The organism is Alsobacter sp. P4_H11 (assembly GCF_056400925.1).
The window spans coordinates 1-15,848 of record NZ_JBFUKI010000001.1 but is presented as its reverse complement, the minus strand read 5'-3'; the positions used below and the strand labels follow the sequence as shown (position 1 = coordinate 15,848).

At 69.7% G+C, this 15,848-nt stretch carries 11 protein-coding genes and 1 tRNA gene; 7 read left to right on the top strand and 5 right to left on the bottom strand.

The genetic code is table 11. The features are described from left to right. Nucleotides 1-49: 49 nt before the first annotated feature. The gene (gcvA, locus tag AC1DSZ_RS00060) at nt 50-982 is read right to left on the bottom strand and encodes a transcriptional regulator GcvA (protein ID WP_476836364.1); all 933 of its coding nucleotides are present in this window, start codon (nt 980-982) and stop codon (nt 50-52) included. Between the two features lie 142 nt (nt 983-1,124). Here gcvA and amaB point away from each other — a divergent pair, with 142 nt between their 5' ends. The 6 genes from amaB to AC1DSZ_RS00030 all read left to right on the top strand — a co-directional run bounded on the left by amaB (nt 1,125) and on the right by AC1DSZ_RS00030 (nt 8,788). Then, nucleotides 1,125-2,648 carry an L-piperidine-6-carboxylate dehydrogenase gene (gene amaB / locus AC1DSZ_RS00055; protein ID WP_476836363.1) on the top strand — a complete coding sequence of 508 codons (1,524 nt, stop codon included), beginning with the start codon at nt 1,125-1,127 and terminating at the stop codon, nt 2,646-2,648. A gap of 79 nt (nt 2,649-2,727) precedes the next feature. Further along, nucleotides 2,728-3,942 carry an acyl-CoA dehydrogenase gene (locus AC1DSZ_RS00050; protein WP_476836362.1) on the top strand — a complete coding sequence of 405 codons (1,215 nt, stop codon included), beginning with the start codon at nt 2,728-2,730 and terminating at the stop codon, nt 3,940-3,942. A 3-nt stretch (nt 3,943-3,945) separates the two neighbouring features. Next, nucleotides 3,946-5,151, top strand: a complete 1,206-nt coding sequence (locus AC1DSZ_RS00045; protein WP_476836361.1) for a CaiB/BaiF CoA transferase family protein — start codon at nt 3,946-3,948, stop codon at nt 5,149-5,151. Between the two features lie 186 nt (nt 5,152-5,337). Beyond that, nucleotides 5,338-7,023 carry a thiamine pyrophosphate-binding protein gene (locus AC1DSZ_RS00040; RefSeq protein ID WP_476836360.1) on the top strand — a complete coding sequence of 562 codons (1,686 nt, stop codon included), beginning with the start codon at nt 5,338-5,340 and terminating at the stop codon, nt 7,021-7,023. Between the two features lie 194 nt (nt 7,024-7,217). Further along, complete coding sequence (locus AC1DSZ_RS00035; RefSeq protein WP_476836359.1) at nt 7,218-8,369, top strand: DNA cytosine methyltransferase; 1,152 nt, start codon at nt 7,218-7,220, stop codon at nt 8,367-8,369. Next, nucleotides 8,366-8,788, top strand: a complete 423-nt coding sequence (locus AC1DSZ_RS00030; RefSeq protein WP_476836358.1) for a very short patch repair endonuclease — start codon at nt 8,366-8,368, stop codon at nt 8,786-8,788. The genes AC1DSZ_RS00035 and AC1DSZ_RS00030 overlap by 4 nt, the downstream gene beginning before the upstream one ends. 28 nt (nt 8,789-8,816) lie before the next feature. Here the strand turns inward: AC1DSZ_RS00030 and AC1DSZ_RS00025 are convergent, their stop codons facing one another. The 3 genes from AC1DSZ_RS00025 to AC1DSZ_RS00015 form a co-directional block, all read right to left on the bottom strand. Next, a complete protein-coding gene (locus AC1DSZ_RS00025) occupies nt 8,817-12,119 on the bottom strand; it encodes an error-prone DNA polymerase (RefSeq protein WP_476836357.1) in 3,303 nt (1,100 codons plus the stop codon). A gap of 102 nt (nt 12,120-12,221) precedes the next feature. Next, entirely contained in the window at nt 12,222-13,760 is a 1,539-nt protein-coding gene (locus AC1DSZ_RS00020; protein WP_476836356.1) for a Y-family DNA polymerase, read from the bottom strand. Then, complete coding sequence (locus tag AC1DSZ_RS00015; RefSeq protein WP_476836355.1) at nt 13,684-14,664, bottom strand: ImuA family protein; 981 nt, start codon at nt 14,662-14,664, stop codon at nt 13,684-13,686. Before AC1DSZ_RS00015 ends, AC1DSZ_RS00020 begins: the two co-directional genes overlap by 77 nt. A 270-nt stretch (nt 14,665-14,934) precedes the next feature. Here AC1DSZ_RS00015 and AC1DSZ_RS00010 point away from each other — a divergent pair, with 270 nt between their 5' ends. Further along, nucleotides 14,935-15,540, top strand: coding sequence for a PRC-barrel domain-containing protein (locus tag AC1DSZ_RS00010; RefSeq protein WP_476836354.1), 606 nt, complete (start codon nt 14,935-14,937; stop codon nt 15,538-15,540). Nucleotides 15,541-15,712: 172 nt separating this feature from the next. Here AC1DSZ_RS00010 and AC1DSZ_RS00005 read toward each other — a convergent pair. Further along, nucleotides 15,713-15,789, bottom strand: a tRNA-Met gene (locus tag AC1DSZ_RS00005). Nucleotides 15,790-15,848: the final 59 nt, after the last annotated feature.

Below are 15,848 nucleotides of genomic sequence, written 5' to 3'. Positions count from 1 at the left end.
TCGGGCCCGGGAGGCTCGATCATGAGCAAGCCGCATGATTGCCAGCTTCTCACGCTTCTGTCGACACCGGGCTGCGCAGGTCCCGTCCGCATTGGGCGAGAAGCCAGTCCCGAAACGCCACGATGGGCGGCCTGTCGCGCTTTTCCTCCGGGTAAACCAGCCAGTAGCCCTGGTTGCTCTCGAGCGGTCGATCAAACGGGATGACGAGCTGGCCGGAGCGCAACTCCTCCTCCACCAGCATGCGCGGCACGATCGCCATGCCGAGCCCGGCCACGGCCGCCTGCGCGACCATGGCGAACTGCTCGAAGCTGGGGCCCATCAGGGCGCGGCCGGGCGGCAGACCCTGTAACTCCAGCCAGTTGGCCCAGGCGCGAGGGCGCGTGGACTGCTGCAGCAGCGGCGCGTTCAGGACGTCGGCGGGCGCGGCGATCCCTGCGCGGGCGATCAGGGCCGGGCTCGCGACCGGGATGATGACCTCGCCCATGAGCCGATGCGCCGCCGCGCCCGGCCAGGTGGGATCGCCAAAGTGGATCGCGGCGTCGAGCCCTTCCTCGCGGAAATCGAAGGGCCGGATCCGGGTGGCGAAATTGATCGTGACCTCCGGATGCCGGCTGAAGAAATCCGGCAGGCGCGGGATCAGCCAGCGCGTCCCGAAGGTCGGCAGGATCGCCAACGCGAGCGTGCCGCCCGCGCCGCGAAACGCCATGACGGACAGGGTCGCGGAGGCGATGCGCGACAGGGCGTCCCGGATCTCGGCCGCGTAGGATTGGCCGGCGGGGGTGAGCGTCACCCGCTGGCGAACACGCTCGAACAGCGGCACCCCAAGGCTCTCCTCCAGGGCGGCCACCTGCCGGCTGATGGCGCCTTGCGTGAGGCTGAGTTCCTCGCCGGCGCGCGTGAAGCTGCCGTGCCGGGCGGCGGCCTCGAAGGCCTGCAGCGCGCCGAGCGACGGAAGAAGGCTGCGCTGGGTCGCAAAGGTCATGCGATTTCCTCATGAAGTGGTGAGAACATATCGGTTGCGCGCCGCCGGCGAAAGAGCGACCGTGCGGGACTTGCGCGGGACCGCCGGAAAGCGTTCGCCCGCATGCCGGCGTTGGGCCGGCTTCTGTTTCGGAGAATTTCCCATGGCCGCCACGGTGCGCGACGACGTCCTCGGCATTCTCGATCGCCTCGGCGTTCCGGCTTCGGCTTTCCAGAAGGGCGGCATGGCGGCGCGCTCGCCCATCACGGGTGAAGTCGTGGCCGAGCTGCGCGAGGCGAGCGCCGAAGACGCTGCGGCCGCCATCGGGCGGGCGCATGCGGCTTTTGCGGAGTGGCGCAAGGTCCCGGCGCCCCGGCGCGGCGAGCTGGTGCGCCTCATCGGCGAGGAGCTGCGCGCCCACAAGGCCGATCTCGGCCGCCTGGTGACGCTGGAAGCCGGCAAGGTGATCTCGGAGGGCCAGGGCGAGGTCCAGGAGATGATCGACATCTGCGACTATGCGGTCGGCCTCTCGCGCCAGCTCTTCGGCCTCACGATCGCGACCGAGCGTCCCGAGCACCGGATGATGGAGACCTGGCATCCGCTGGGCGTCTGCGGGGTGATCACGGCGTTCAACTTCCCGGTCGCGGTTTGGTCGTGGAACGCCGCGCTCGCCTTCGTGTGCGGCGACCCCGTCGTGTGGAAGCCTTCCGAGAAGACCCCGCTTACGGCGCTTGGCGTGCAGGCCATCTTCGAGAAGGCTGCGCAACGGTTCGGCGGCGTGCCGGCCGGCCTGAGCGAGGTGCTGATCGGCGGCCGCGCGCTCGGCGAGGCGCTGGTGGACGACCACCGCGTGCCGGTCGTGTCCGCCACGGGCTCCACCGCGATGGGCCGGCAGGTCGGCCCCAAGGTCGCGGCGCGCTTTGGACGTTCGATCCTGGAGCTCGGCGGCAACAACGCCGCCATCGTGGCGCCCTCGGCGGACCTCGAGATCGCGCTGCGCGCCATCGCGTTCGCGGCCATCGGCACCGCCGGCCAACGCTGCACCACGCTGCGGCGCTTGTTCGTGCACGAGAGCATCTACGACCAGCTCGTGCCGCGGCTGAAGAGCGTCTATGGCAGCGTGAAGATCGGCGACCCGCGCGAGCAGGGCGTGCTGGTGGGCCCGCTGATCGACAAGGCCGCCTTTGACGGCATGGGCCGCGCCCTGGACGAGGCGCGGGCGCTCGGCGCGACCGTGTTCGGCGGCCAGCGCGCCCAGGAGGCGCTCGGCGCCGAGGCTTACTACGCCGCGCCCGCGCTGGTGGAGATGCCGTCGCAGACCGGCCCGATGGTGCGCGAGACCTTCGCGCCCATCCTGTATGTGACGAAATACGCCACGATCGACGACGCGATTGCGATGCAGAATGCGGTTGGGGCCGGCCTGTCCTCCTCCATCTTCACGCTGAACATGCGCGAGGCCGAGCTGTTCGTGTCCGACGAGGGTTCTGACTGCGGCATCGCCAACGTGAATATCGGCCCGTCCGGCGCCGAGATCGGCGGCGCTTTCGGCGGCGAAAAGGAAACCGGCGGCGGCCGCGAGGCCGGCTCCGACGCCTGGAAGGCCTATATGCGCCGGGCGACCAACACGGTGAACTACGGCACAACCGTCCCGCTCGCGCAGGGCGTGACGTTCGAGATCATGGGGTAATGGACAGCGGGCCTCAGGCCCGCTCCCCCCGCGGCGGGCCGGAGGCCCGTGGTCCAAGAAACAATCGAGGAGACACCCGATGAGCGCGCAGCCGCAGAGCAAGACGAAGTCTTCCGCCGCCTCGTTCCAGTGGGACGATCCCTTCCTGCTCGAGGACCAGCTCACCGAGGAAGAGCGCCTGATCCGCGACACGGCCCGCGCCTACGCGCAGGAAAAGCTCCTGCCGCGCGTGATCGAGGCCTATCGCGAAGAGAAGACGGACCGCGCGATCTTCAACGAAATGGGCGAGCTCGGCCTGCTCGGCGTGACGGTGCCGGAGGAATATGGCTGCGCGGGCGCCAATTATGTGTCCTACGGCCTCGTGGCGCGTGAGATCGAGCGGGTGGATTCGGGCTACCGGTCCATGAACTCGGTGCAGTCGTCGCTGGTGATGTACCCAATCTACGCCTATGGCGACGAGAACCAGCGCAAGAAGTACCTGCCCAAGCTCGCCTCGGGCGAATGGGTCGGCTGCTTCGGCCTGACTGAGCCGGACGCCGGCTCCGACCCCGCCGGCATGAAGACCCGCGTCGAGAAGGTGAGCGACGGCTACCGCATCACGGGCTCCAAGATGTGGATCTCGAATTCCCCCATCGCGGACGTCTTCGTGGTGTGGGCCAAGTCGGCCGCGCATGGCGACGAAATCCGCGGCTTCGTGCTCGAGAAGGGAATGAAGGGTCTTTCGGCGCCGAAGATCGGCGGCAAGCTCAGCCTGCGCGCCTCGATCACGGGCGAGATCGTGATGGACGGCGTGATCGTGCCGGAAGAGAACCTCCTGCCCAACGTCAGCGGCCTCAAGGGTCCGTTCGGCTGCCTCAACCGCGCCCGCTACGGCATTTCGTGGGGGGCGATGGGGGCGGCTGAGGATTGCTGGCACCGGGCGCGCCAGTACACGCTCGACCGCAAGCAGTTCAACCGGCCGCTCGCCGCCACCCAGCTGGTGCAAAAGAAGCTCGCCGACATGCAGACCGAAATCACGCTCGGCCTCCAGGCCTCGCTGCGGGTCGGCCGGCTGTTCGACGACGGCAAGATGGCCCCGGAGATGATCTCGATCGTGAAGCGCAACAATTGCGGCAAGGCGCTCGACATCGCCCGCGTAGCCCGCGACATGCATGGCGGCAACGGCATCCAGGAAGAATACCACGTGATGCGCCACGCCCAGAACCTCGAGACCGTGAACACCTACGAGGGCACGCATGACGTCCATGCGCTGATCCTCGGACGGGCGCAGACCGGCCTGCAGGCGTTCTTCTGAGCCATGTCTGACCCCGCAGGCGCCCCTAAGCCCCTCGCGGGCGTCAAGGTTCTGGAACTCGCCCGCATCCTGGCGGGGCCGTGGATCGGCCAGACGCTGGCCGATCTTGGCGCGGATGTCGTGAAAGTGGAGCGGCCGGGCGTGGGCGACGACACCCGCGCCTGGGGGCCGCCCTTCGTGGCGGCGACGGAGGGCGGCGATCTCTCGGCGGGGTATTTCCACGCCTGCAATCGCGGCAAGCGCTCCATCGCGGTGGATTTTGAAACGCCGGACGGCCAGGCGCTGGTGCGCCGGCTGGCCATGCACGCCGACGTGGTGGTGGAGAACTTCAAGGTTGGCGGGCTGAAGAAGTACGGGCTCGATCACGCGAGCCTGCGGGCTCTCAACCCGCGGCTCGTCACGTGCTCGGTGACGGGCTTCGGGCAGGACGGGCCGTATGCGGAGCGGGCCGGCTATGATTTCATGATCCAGGCCATGGGCGGCATCATGGACCTCACCGGCGACGCCGATGGCGAGCCGCAGAAGCCGGGCGTCGCCTATGCGGACATTTTCACCGGTGTCTACGGCGTCATCGGCGTGCTGGCGGCGCTGCGGCAGCGGGACGCTACCGGGGTGGGCAGCCATCTCGACATGGCGCTGTTCGACACGCAGGTTTCGGTGCTCGCCAACCAGGCGCTGAACTACCTCGTGTCCGGCAAGGTCCCGAAGCGGATGGGCAACGCGCATCCCAATCTCGTGCCCTACCAGGTGTTCCCGGTGGCGGACGGCCACATCGTGATCGCGTCCGGCAATGACGGGCAATACAGGCGGCTTTGCGAAGTGCTGGGCGTGGCCGAGCTCGGCCAAGCGCCCGATTACGCTTCCAACGCGCTGCGCATCCGGCATCGCGAGACGCTGATCCCGCAGCTCGCGGCGCGCACGCAAAGTTTTCGGCGCGACGAGTTGCTGGCCGCGCTGGAGCGCGTCGGCGTGCCGGCCGGGCCGATCAACACCGTCGCGGACGTGTTCGAGGACCCGCAAGCGCGCCATCGCGGCATGCGGGTTGACCTGCCCGCGCCACATGCCGAAGGCGGCAGCATCCCGAGCATCCGCTCGCCGCTGGTGCTGGACGGCCAGCCCATGGTGGCGCAGCGGCCGTCTCCCCGGCTCGGCGAGCACACCGACGAGGTGCTGGCCGATGCGGGATGGATGGGCCACGACCATCTGTAGCGGTCATGAGGTTTCCCCTCCTGCGGCCGTCATCCCCGGCGGCGTGCAACGCCGGGAAGGGGATCCAGGGGTGAGCGCCTTTGCCCCTGGATCCCCTTCCCGACCTGCTCCGCAGGTCGCCGGGGATGACGGAGAGACTGGCGCCCAAGTAGAACACCGCGAGCGCAAACGAACGAGGACACGCGCATGACCACCCTTCCGGCCCGCACGGGCGGACAGCTCATCGTCGATTGCCTGCAACAGCAGGGCGTCGAGCACGTGTTCTGCGTGCCGGGCGAGAGCTTCCTGGCCGTGCTCGACGCGCTGCATGACGCCAGCATCAACGTGACGGTGTGCCGGCAGGAGGGCGGAGCCGCCATGATGGCGGACGCCACGGCGAGGCTCACCGGGCGGCCGGGCGTCGTGATGGTGACGCGCGGGCCGGGCGCGACCAACGCGTCGGCGGGCATCCATATCGCCGAGCAGGATTCCGTGCCGCTAATCATGTTCGTCGGCCAGATCGCGCGCGAGATGCGCGGCCGCGGCGCGTTCCAGGAGATGGACTACCGGGCCGTGTTCGGGACCATGGCCAAGTGGGCCACCGAGATCGACGAGGTGGAGCGCATCCCCGAGGTGGTGTCGCGCGCCTTTCACGTCGCCATGCAGGGCCGGCCGGGGCCGGTCGTGATTGCGCTGCCGGAGGACATGTTGCTCGAACTCGCGGCCGTGCAGGCCGGGCCTCGCGTCGAGCCGGTGGAGATCTGGCCGGGCCAGACGCAGATGGCCGAGCTGCAGAAGCTGATCTGGGCGGCGAAGAAGCCGATCATGATCCTGGGCGGCACGGGCTGGACGCCGAAGGCCTGCGCGAGCGTGCAGCGCTTCGCCGAGCGCTTCGACATGCCGGTCGCGGCCTCGTTTCGCCGTCAGATGCTGTTTTCGGGCGACCACGACAACTATGCGGGCGAGATCGGCATCGCGCCGAACCCCAAGCTGAAGGCGCGCATCGACGACGCCGACCTTGTGATCCTGGCCGGCAGCCGCATGTCCGAAATGGCGTCGCAGAGCTACACGCTGTTCGACATTCCCACCCCCAAGCAGACGCTCGTGCATGTGCATGCGGGCTCGGAGGAGCTCGGCCGCGTCTACCATCCGGCGCTGGGCATCTGCGCGTCGCCGGCCGGGTTCGCGGCCGCGTTGGAGAGCCTGCAACCGCCGAACCAGATCCCGTGGTCGGCAGAGACCCGACAGGCGCGCGAGGACTATCTCGCCTGGACCGGCCAGCCGCCGCGCATTCCGGGCCGGCTGCAGATGGGCGAGGCGATGCTGTGGCTGCGCAATCGCCTGCCGGCCGACGCCATCGTGACCAACGGGGCCGGCAACTACGCCACTTGGCCGGCGCGCTTCCTGCGCTACCGCTCCTTCGGGTCGCAGCTGGCCCCGACGTCCGGCTCCATGGGTTACGGGGTGCCGGCCGCCATCGGGGCGAAGCGCGCGCAGCCGAACCGCATGGTGGTGGCTTTCGCGGGCGATGGCTGCTTCCTGATGCACGGGCAGGAGTTCGCCACCGCCGTGCAATACGAGCTGCCGGTGATCTTCGTGGTGGTGGACAACGGCATGTACGGCACCATCCGGATGCACCAGGAGCGCGAATATCCGGGCCGGGTCTCGGCCACGGCGCTGAAGAATCCGGATTTTCGCGCCTATGCGGTTGCGTTCGGCGGCCATGGCGAGCGGGTGGAGACGGCCGAGGAGTTCGGCCCCGCCTTCGACCGCGCCGTCGCGTCCGGCAAGCCCGCCATCCTGCATTGCCTGATCGACCCGGAGGCGATCACCCCCGCCACGACGCTGACGGCGATGCGCGAGAAGGCCCTGGCGGCGCAGACGGCACGCTAGCGTTCATACAGGAACATCATTGCGCTCCGCGCATTCTTCTCCCGCGTGGGGCGGCCGCGTTTTTGCTGTTTCCGCTGCCTTGCCGTGAGCCGAAGCAGAACAGCGTCAGGCGAACGGACCCGCGCGACTTCCCTGTCCCCAACTGATCCGCGCGCCTGATCGACAGACTCGGGCGCGCTTTCTATGCTTTGCGCATGCGGGGCCCCGACCAGCCGACCTTTTACGAGTTCTTCGCCGGCGGCGGCATGGCGCGCGCGGGGCTCGGCGATGGTTGGCGCTGCCTGTTCGCCAATGATTTTGATCCCAAGAAGGCGGTCGCCTACCGGGCAAACTGGGGCGACGCCGAGATGCGGCAGGGCGACATCCATGCGCTCACGGCCGCCGACCTGCCGGGCGCGGCCGATCTCGCCTGGGCGTCCTTTCCGTGCCAGGACCTTTCGCTGGCCGGCGGCGGCGCCGGGCTCTCGGGCGCTCGGTCCGGAGCGTTCTGGGGCTTCGCCCGCCTGGTCGAAGCGCTGCGGGCGGAGGCCCGCGCGCCGCGGCTTCTGGTGCTGGAGAATGTCGGCGGCGCGCTGTCGTCCCGGTCCGGCCGCGATTTCGAGGCGCTCTGCGGGGCGCTAGCCGATCTCGGCTATCTATATGGAGCGCTGACGCTCGACGCCGTGCATTTCGTCCCGCAGTCACGCCCACGGGTGTTCTTCGTCGCGGTGCGGGACGACGCTTCCGTGCCGCCGCATGCGATCGGAGGAGGCGCGGATATGTGGCGGTCGGACGCGCTGGCGCGGGCGCAAGCCCTGTTGCCGCCCCGGCTTTCGGCTCGTTGGCGCTGGTGGCGCCTGCCGCCGCCCGAGGCGCGCCGGGTACAGCTCGCCGATCTGGTGCTCGATGGGCCCAATGACGCGGCCTGGCACGATCCCGCCCAAACAGAGCGGCTGCTCGCGCTGATGACGCCCGCGCACCGCGCCAAGGTGGCGGCAGCGCAGGCGGCTGGTGGGCGGCAGGTGGGGACCCTTTACCGGCGTACGCGCGTCGACCCGGATGGCCGCAAGCAGCAGCGAGCCGAGGTGCGATTCGACGGCGTGGCCGGCTGCCTGCGCACGGCGTCCGGCGGATCAAGCCGGCAGACGATTGTGGTGGTGGAGGGATCGCGCATCCGCAGCCGTCTCCTGTCGGCGCGCGAGGCGGCGCGGCTGATGGGGCTGCCGGACAGCTACATGCTGCCTGCCCGTTACAACGAGGCCTACCACCTCGCTGGCGACGGCCTCGCGGTGCCGGTGGTGGCGTTTCTGCGCGAGCACCTGCTGGAGCCGCTGCTGCGCGCGCCCCTGGTGATGGCGGCCGAGTGACGGGCCATCCGCCGGAAGATCCGGCAGCAAAGCGCTCCGCCATCATGCGGGCCGTGAAATCCGCCGACACCACGCCCGAACTGCTGGTTCGCCGCCTTCTGCGCGGGATCGCGCCGGGCTACCGGCTGCATCGCCGCGACATCCCCGGCCGGCCGGACGTCGCCTATGTGGGTCGCAAGGCCGCGATTTTCGTGCATGGCTGTTTCTGGCATGGGCATGATTGCGCGCGTGGAGCGCGCACGCCCAAAGCGAACCGGGAGTACTGGACGGCCAAGATCGCCCGCAACCGCGCCCGGGATATGGCGACGCAGGCGGAGTTGGACGAGCGCGGCTGGCGCTCGCTGGTGGTGTGGGAATGCGAGACCCGCGACGAGGGCGCGCTGGCCGAGCGCCTTCGAGCTTTCGTGGGACGGGCCTGACGCCACACGGCTTGGGCCGCAGGCTGGCTCAATGGAAGTCGCGCGACTTCGGCAGGATGCGAACATTGCGCGGGTGCTGCCGGATGGCGTGGCCGCCGGACGTGCGGTTCTCGGCGACGGGGCGGCGCACCTCGTCGGCGTTGGCGAGCGGAACCGGCATGTCGTCGCGCGAGAGGCGGCCGAGCTCGGCCGAGCGATCAAACAGCCGTTCGGCCACTACGTGGACGATGCCCTCCGGGCTGCGCTGGATGCGGCCCTCGATCAGCACGAGCCGGGCCCCCATCACCTCCTTACGGTAGCGTTCCATCAGGGTGGGCCAGACCACGCAATTGGCGATGCCGGTTTCGTCCTCAATGGTCATGAACACCACCCCCTGGGCGCTGCCCGGGCGCTGGCGCACCAGCACGACGCCGGCGGCGCGCACTCGCCAGCCGTTCTGCATATCGGCGATCGCCCGGCAGTCCCGTACGCCTTCGCGGGCGAAGAAGCGCCGCAGGAAACCCATCGGGTGGCCCTTCAGCGACAAACGGATGGTCTGGTAGTCGGCCACGACGTGCTCGGGCATCGGCATGGCGGGCAGCGCAACCATGGGCTCCTCGGCCAGTTCCTCCGCGCCGGCGGCCTCGAAAAGCGGCAGCGCGATGTCGTCCGGCAGACGGCGCACCGCCCAGGCGGCGTTGCGGCGGTCGAGGCCGAGCGACCTGAAGGCGTCCGCTTCGGCGAGGCGCACCAGCGCGGCCTTGGACAGGCCGGCGCGCCGCTGCAGCGATTCGGCGCTGCCGTAGAACCCGCTGCGCCGCTCCACCAGCTTCCGGCCCCACTCCTCCCGGAAACCGTCGATCTGCCGAAAGCCGATGCGCAGCGCCAGCGAGCCGTCCGCGCGTTCCTCCAGCGTGTTGTCCCAGAAGCTGGCGTTCACGTCCGGCGACCGCGCCTCGACGCCATGCTCCACGGCGTCGCGGACGATCTGCGCGGGGGCGTAGAAGCCCATCGGCTGGCTGTTGAGCAGCGCGCACGCGAAGGCGGCCGGGTGGTGGCACTTCAACCAGGACGACGCATAGACGAGCAGCGCGAAGGAGGCGGCGTGGCTCTCGGGAAAGCCGTATTCGCCGAAGCCCTCGATCTGCTTGAAGCAGCGGGCCGCGAATTCGGCGTCGTAGCCGCGCCGCACCATGCCCTCCACCATCTTCTGCTGGAACAGGTGGATGGTGCCGACCCGCCGAAACGTCGCCATGGCTCGGCGCAGATGGTTGGCCTCGTCGGGCGTGAACTTGGCGGCCTCGATGGCGATGCGCATGGCCTGCTCCTGGAAGAGCGGCACGCCCAGCGTCTTGCCGAGCACGTTCCTGAGTTCGTCCTTGTCGCCATGCTCGGGCGCGGGGCTCGGGTAGATGACGTTCTCGCGGTTCTGCCGGCGGCGCAGATAAGGATGCACCATGTCGCCCTGGATGGGGCCGGGCCGCACGATCGCGACCTCGATCACGAGATCGTAGAACGTGGCCGGCCGCAGCCGCGGCAGCATGTTCATCTGGGCGCGGCTCTCGACCTGGAAGACGCCCAGCGAATCGGCCCGCTGCAGCATGGCGTAAACGGCCGGGTCCTCGCGCGGGATGGTGGCGAGCTCCAGATCGGGCCCGCCATGCCGGCGCAGCAAGTCCAGCCCCTTGCGCAGGCAGGTGAGCATGCCGAGCGCCAGCACGTCGATCTTCATAATGCCGAGCGCGTCGATGTCGTCCTTGTCCCACTCGATGAAGGTGCGGTCGTCCATGGCGGCGTTGCCGATCGGCGCCGTCTCGTCGAGCCGGCCGCGCGTCAGGATGAATCCGCCGACATGCTGCGAGAGGTGGCGGGGGAAGCCCAGCAGCTCCAGCGCGATGTGGACCGCCCGGCGGATGGCCGGGTTGTGCGGGTCCAGCCCGGCCTGGCGAACCTGGTTCTCCTCGATGCCCTTGCCCCAGCTGCCCCAGACGGTGCCGGCGAGCGCGGCCGTGACGTCCTCGGCCAGCCCCAGCGCCTTGCCGACGTCCCGGATGGCGCTGCGCGGCCGGTAGCTGATCACCGTGGAGGCGATGCCGGCGCGCTCGCGGCCGTAGCGCTCATAGATCCACTGGATGATCTCCTCGCGCCGCTCATGCTCGAAGTCGACGTCGATGTCCGGCGGTTCGCTTCGTTCAGCCGACACGAAGCGCTCGAACAGGAGGTCGATCTCGGTGGGATCGACGGCCGTGATCCCGAGGCAGTAGCAAACCACGGAATTCGCCGCAGAGCCGCGCCCCTGGCACAGGATCTTGCGGCGGCGCGCCTCCGCGACGATGTCGTTCACGGTGAGGAAATAGCGCGCATAGTTCAGCTGCGCGATCAGGGCGAGCTCCTTGGCGATCAATCCCTGGATCTTGAGCGGAACGCCCTCGGGCCAGCGATGAGCCGCGCCCGCCTGGGTGAGATCGGCCAGATGCTGCTGCGGCGTCTTGCCGGGCGGCACCGGATCGTCCGGGTACTCGTAGCGCAGCTCCTCCAGCGAGAAGCGGCAGCGATCGAGGAACCGCATGGTCTCGGCGAGCAGGGACGGATGGGGGCGAAACAACCGCGCCATCTCGTCGGGCGACTTCAGATGCCGCTCGGCGTTGGCCTCGAGCCGGCGCCCGGCCGTCTCGATGGTGCAATGCTCACGTACGCAGCTGAGCACGTCCTGCAGCGGCCGGCGATCGGCGTTGTGATAGAGCACGTCGTTGGAGGCGAGCAGCCGGGCGCCGCTCGCGGCCGCGATCTCCTCCAGGCGCGCCATGCGCCGGCGATCCGCACCGGCGTGCGGCAAGGCGGCGAGCATCCAGACCGCTCCCGGCGCGGCCTCGACCAGCTGGGCCAGCACCGCCTGGAGCCGCGTCGCCTCGGCGGCCGGGATCCGCAAGGGCGGGACCAGCACGAGGTTCTGCCCTTGAACGTGCTCCAGCAGGTCGCCCAGCGCCAGCGTGCAATCGCCCTTTCCGGCCCGACGCTTGCCAAGCGTCAGGAGCCGGCTCAGCCGCCCGTAAGCGGCGCGATCCTGCGGGTAGACCAGAATGTCCGGCGTTGCGTCCGCGAACACCAACCGCGCGCCCACGGCGAGGCGCATGCCGGCTTCGGCAGCGCCGGTTTCCTTCATGGCCGTGTGGGCCCGCACCACGCCGGCGAGCGAGTTGCGATCGGCCACGCCGATCCCGGCGAGGCCTAGCCGCCAGGCTTCGGCGACGAGCTCCTCCGGATGCGAGGCGCCGCGCAGAAACGAGAAATTCGTCGTTACGGCGATCTCGGCGTAGGGCGGGTTCTCGCCCTTGCGGGCGACGGGCATCATGGCGACAGGGTCATGGCTGAGCCTCGATCATGCGGCGGTTCTCAACCGAACCGCGGCGGTTCTCAACCGAACCGCGGCGGTTGAAGCGAACCGCGGCGGTTCTCACCCGAACAGCCCGTGCAGGAACCAGCGGGGCGCGGTCGTTTCACGTCCCCAGAGCCCTTCGCGGTAAACCCAGAACCGGCGCCCGACCTCGTCCTCGACCCGGAAGTAATCCCGCGTCAGGGCGTCAGCCGCGGAGCGCCACCACTCGGGAGCGAGGCGCTCCGGCCCCTCCGCCTTGCGGACCACGTGCAGCACGCGCCGCCAACGGAACCGGATGGGCGGTCCATCGGGGATTTCGGCCAGAACCTCGATCGTCTCGGGCCTGGCGAGCAGCCGCAGCGGCCGCGTCGGCGGCTCATCGGGCTCGAGCACCGGGCTCCAGTCTTCGGCCAGCGCCAGCCCGCTGCGTTGCGCCGGAACCGCCAGGGAGGCGCGCTCCGGCCAATGCGTATCCTGCGGGATGAACCGCTGCACCCGGCGCGCGCCGAACCGGGCGGCCAGCTTGTCGGCCAGTTCGGCCAGGGCCTCGGCGTCCTCTGCGCGGCGATCGAGGCCCGTCTGGGCTGCGTCCTGCCGCTCGGTCATCAGGGCGGCGAGCCGCATCACGTCGAAGCCGAAGCCGGGGTCGACCGGGTCCGCCAGGGCGTCCAGCTTTTCGCGAAACAGCCGCGCCATGCCGGCCGGATCGCGCAAGGGCCGGCCTGTCGCGACAACGATGCGCCGCACCGCGCCGTCGGCCCGGAAGAACACGAGCTCCAGCCGCCGCGCGCCCTCGCCACGGCGCTCCAGCACGGCGCAGAGATCGGCCGCCAGGGACAAGATGGAGCGCCGGACATCCTCCTCGTGCCCGATGGGCTCGGCGAAGCGCCGCTCCGCCGTGCAGGACGGCAAGGAACGGCGAGGCGAGACCGGCTCCTCGGCGAGCCCGCGCACACGATCGACGCGCGACAGCAGATCCGCCCCGAAGCGCGCCGCCAAGGGTCCGCGCGGCCGGTCGGCCAGATCGGCGATGCGCTTCAGCCCGAGCCGATGCAGCGCCGTGACGGCGTCCGGCGACAAGGCCAGCGCCTCGATCGGCAAGGCGGCGACCGCCTCGGCCTCGCCGCCCGTCTGGATCACGACCGACCTGTCGCCATGGCGCGCCAGCGCGCGGGCGGTCCCGACCGCGCCCGCGATGGCTCCGGCCGCCGCATAACCGGCGCGCCGCAGGCGTCGCAGCATGTCGCCCAGCATGGCGGCTTCGCCACCGAAGAGATGCGCCGACCCGGTGACCTCAAGCAATAGGCCGTCGGCGCCATCCAGCCCGACAAAGGGGGTGTAGCGCTCGGCCCAATCGGCAAGCGTTTCGAGCGTGCGGGCGTCCGCGGCCGGGTCGGCCTCCATGACGGCCAGCCCGGGATGAATGGCCCGCGCGGTGGAGAGCGTCATTCCGGCCGAAACGCCGGCCCGGGACGCCGCCTCGTCGAGGGACGCCACGACATGCGAGCCCCTGATCTTCTCGACCACCACGAGCGGCGGCTCAACCGGCGCGGCGGATTCCTCCCCGCTTTGGGGCGTCCGCGGGGGCGCGTCGCGCGAACCCGTGCGAGCCTGCATTCTCCGCAGGCGATCCACCGGAAGCCGCGGAAAACGCACCGCCAGGAAACGCCCGGACGGGCTCCGGGTCGGCATTGCGGGCTTCGCGGCGGAGAGGGTCGGCGAAAATGCGTTCATTGGGACGCCATTCCATGGTCCAGCCATCGCCCTCCCGGGCGTGGACCGGAGGGGCGTCTGGGAGATGGCCGGCGGTGGCCGGCCGGGAGAGGGTTGAAGCATCCAGGCCGCTCTGCCGGCTTCGCGACAGGACGACCTGAAAGGCCGGGGGGCCTACGCCGCGGGCCGGCAAGGCGGCGCTGGGCGCCGGGCCGACGCTCCAGCGGGTGGCGGACCCGCCAGGGCCCTCCCGGGCGCCCGGACGCAACAGGAGAGCCGCCACCCCGGACGCTTCCGCGGCCAGCACCAGCCGGCGGCTCGCGGTGAGATCCAGGACGCGAGGATCTCCCCAGGGCTCGATCAAGACGGCGCCCAAGGCGGCGCAGCGCAGCCCCTCCTCGGCGGCCCGCAGCACATCGGAGGCGTCGGCGGCTCCCACAAGAACGAGGCGCGCCGGGTCAAGGCCGAAGGCCGCGAGCCCGGGGCCATAAGGTTCGCCGGCTTCGAGCCCCGAGAAATCCTGCCGCACCCAGAGCCAGGGAGCCGACGTCCCGTCGGCGGCGGTCAGGCGCGCCGCCAGGGCCAGCGCAAAGCCGGAGGCCGGCGCAGTCGAGCCCGGTTCGGCGGAACGAATTTCGTGGAGACCGCCGCGCCGAAGACCGCCCCCGAGCGCCTGGTCGACGGCGTCGACGCCAAGCGAAACCAGCTGACGCGACGGCGTAAAGCCACGCGCCGAACCGTCCGCCCCGATGGCGGCGATGCGCTCCCGAAGCGCAGAGACGGCGAGAGGCTGCGCGGATGCAGACATGGCTCCACGGGTTTCCTGTGCTTATGTTCCACTTTTGTTCTCTATGGATTCCAGCGATCGAGGACGGAGTCAACGAGAGTCTGCGATGCCTTTCGGGCTTCCACACAGCGCAAGTCTCCAGCCGCCAAAGCCTAGCTTACGGCAGAAGATTGGGGTTTCCTGCAATGAAATCCGGAGCAACTCTCGCGAACCATCCGGCCCTCCTGCAGTTATCAGGGAGCGCGTATCTAGGCGCGCATCGAATTTTTCATCGGCATCGGAGACACCACAATGCTGAAAGCCAAACTCGCCACCAGTTTGATTGCAACCGCTCTGCTGGCCGGGACGGCCGTCGCGCAGACGAATCCGTCGACCCCTGCGCCCGCCACCACGGCGCCGCCGGCGACCAGCTCGCCCGCCATGGGGACCTCCGCTGGCTCGGTTCAGTTCATCACCAACGATCAGGCCGGCCAGTGGCGCGGCTCGAAGCTGATGGGCGTCGACATTTACGGCCCCAATGACGAGAAGGTCGGCGACGTCAGCGACGTGCTGGTCGACCACCAGGGCAACGTCAAGGGCGTGGTGATCGGCGTCGGCGGCTTCCTCGGCATGGGCGAGAAGGACGTCGCGGTTCCGTTCAACGCGATCCAGTGGAGCGAGACGCCCCGCAAGGCCACGACGGCCAGCACGGCCGGCAGCAGCGCCTCCGGCAGCGCCGGCACGGCCGGTTCGGCCGGCATGAATACGGCCAGCAACACCGCCGCGGCGCCGGCTTCGACCGACACGACCGGAACTGTGGCGCGCAGCGGCGACAACGCCCGCACCTACCCGGACCATGGCATGATCAGCATGACCAAGGATCAGCTGAAGGGCGCCCCGGCCTATAACCTGAAGTAAGCGCGCGACGCCCCGGTTTCGGCCGGGATGCGCAGGTGGAAAGCCCGAGCTCGTCTCGGGCTTTTTGCCGTCTGCTGCTTGGCAGGAACTGGCTCAGCAATGCGCGGCGTTCCCGAACGCAAAACGCCGCCCATTGTTGGGCGGCGTTTTTGCATTTGGGTATGAGGGGCTTTGGTTGCGGGGACAGGATTTGAACCTGTGACCTTCAGGTTATGAGCCTGACGAGCTACCGGGCTGCTCCACCCCGCGCCAGGGTGTTGGTCGTTGGAGGCTTTCGCCTGTTTGGACCGAACCGGAGTGTGCTGACG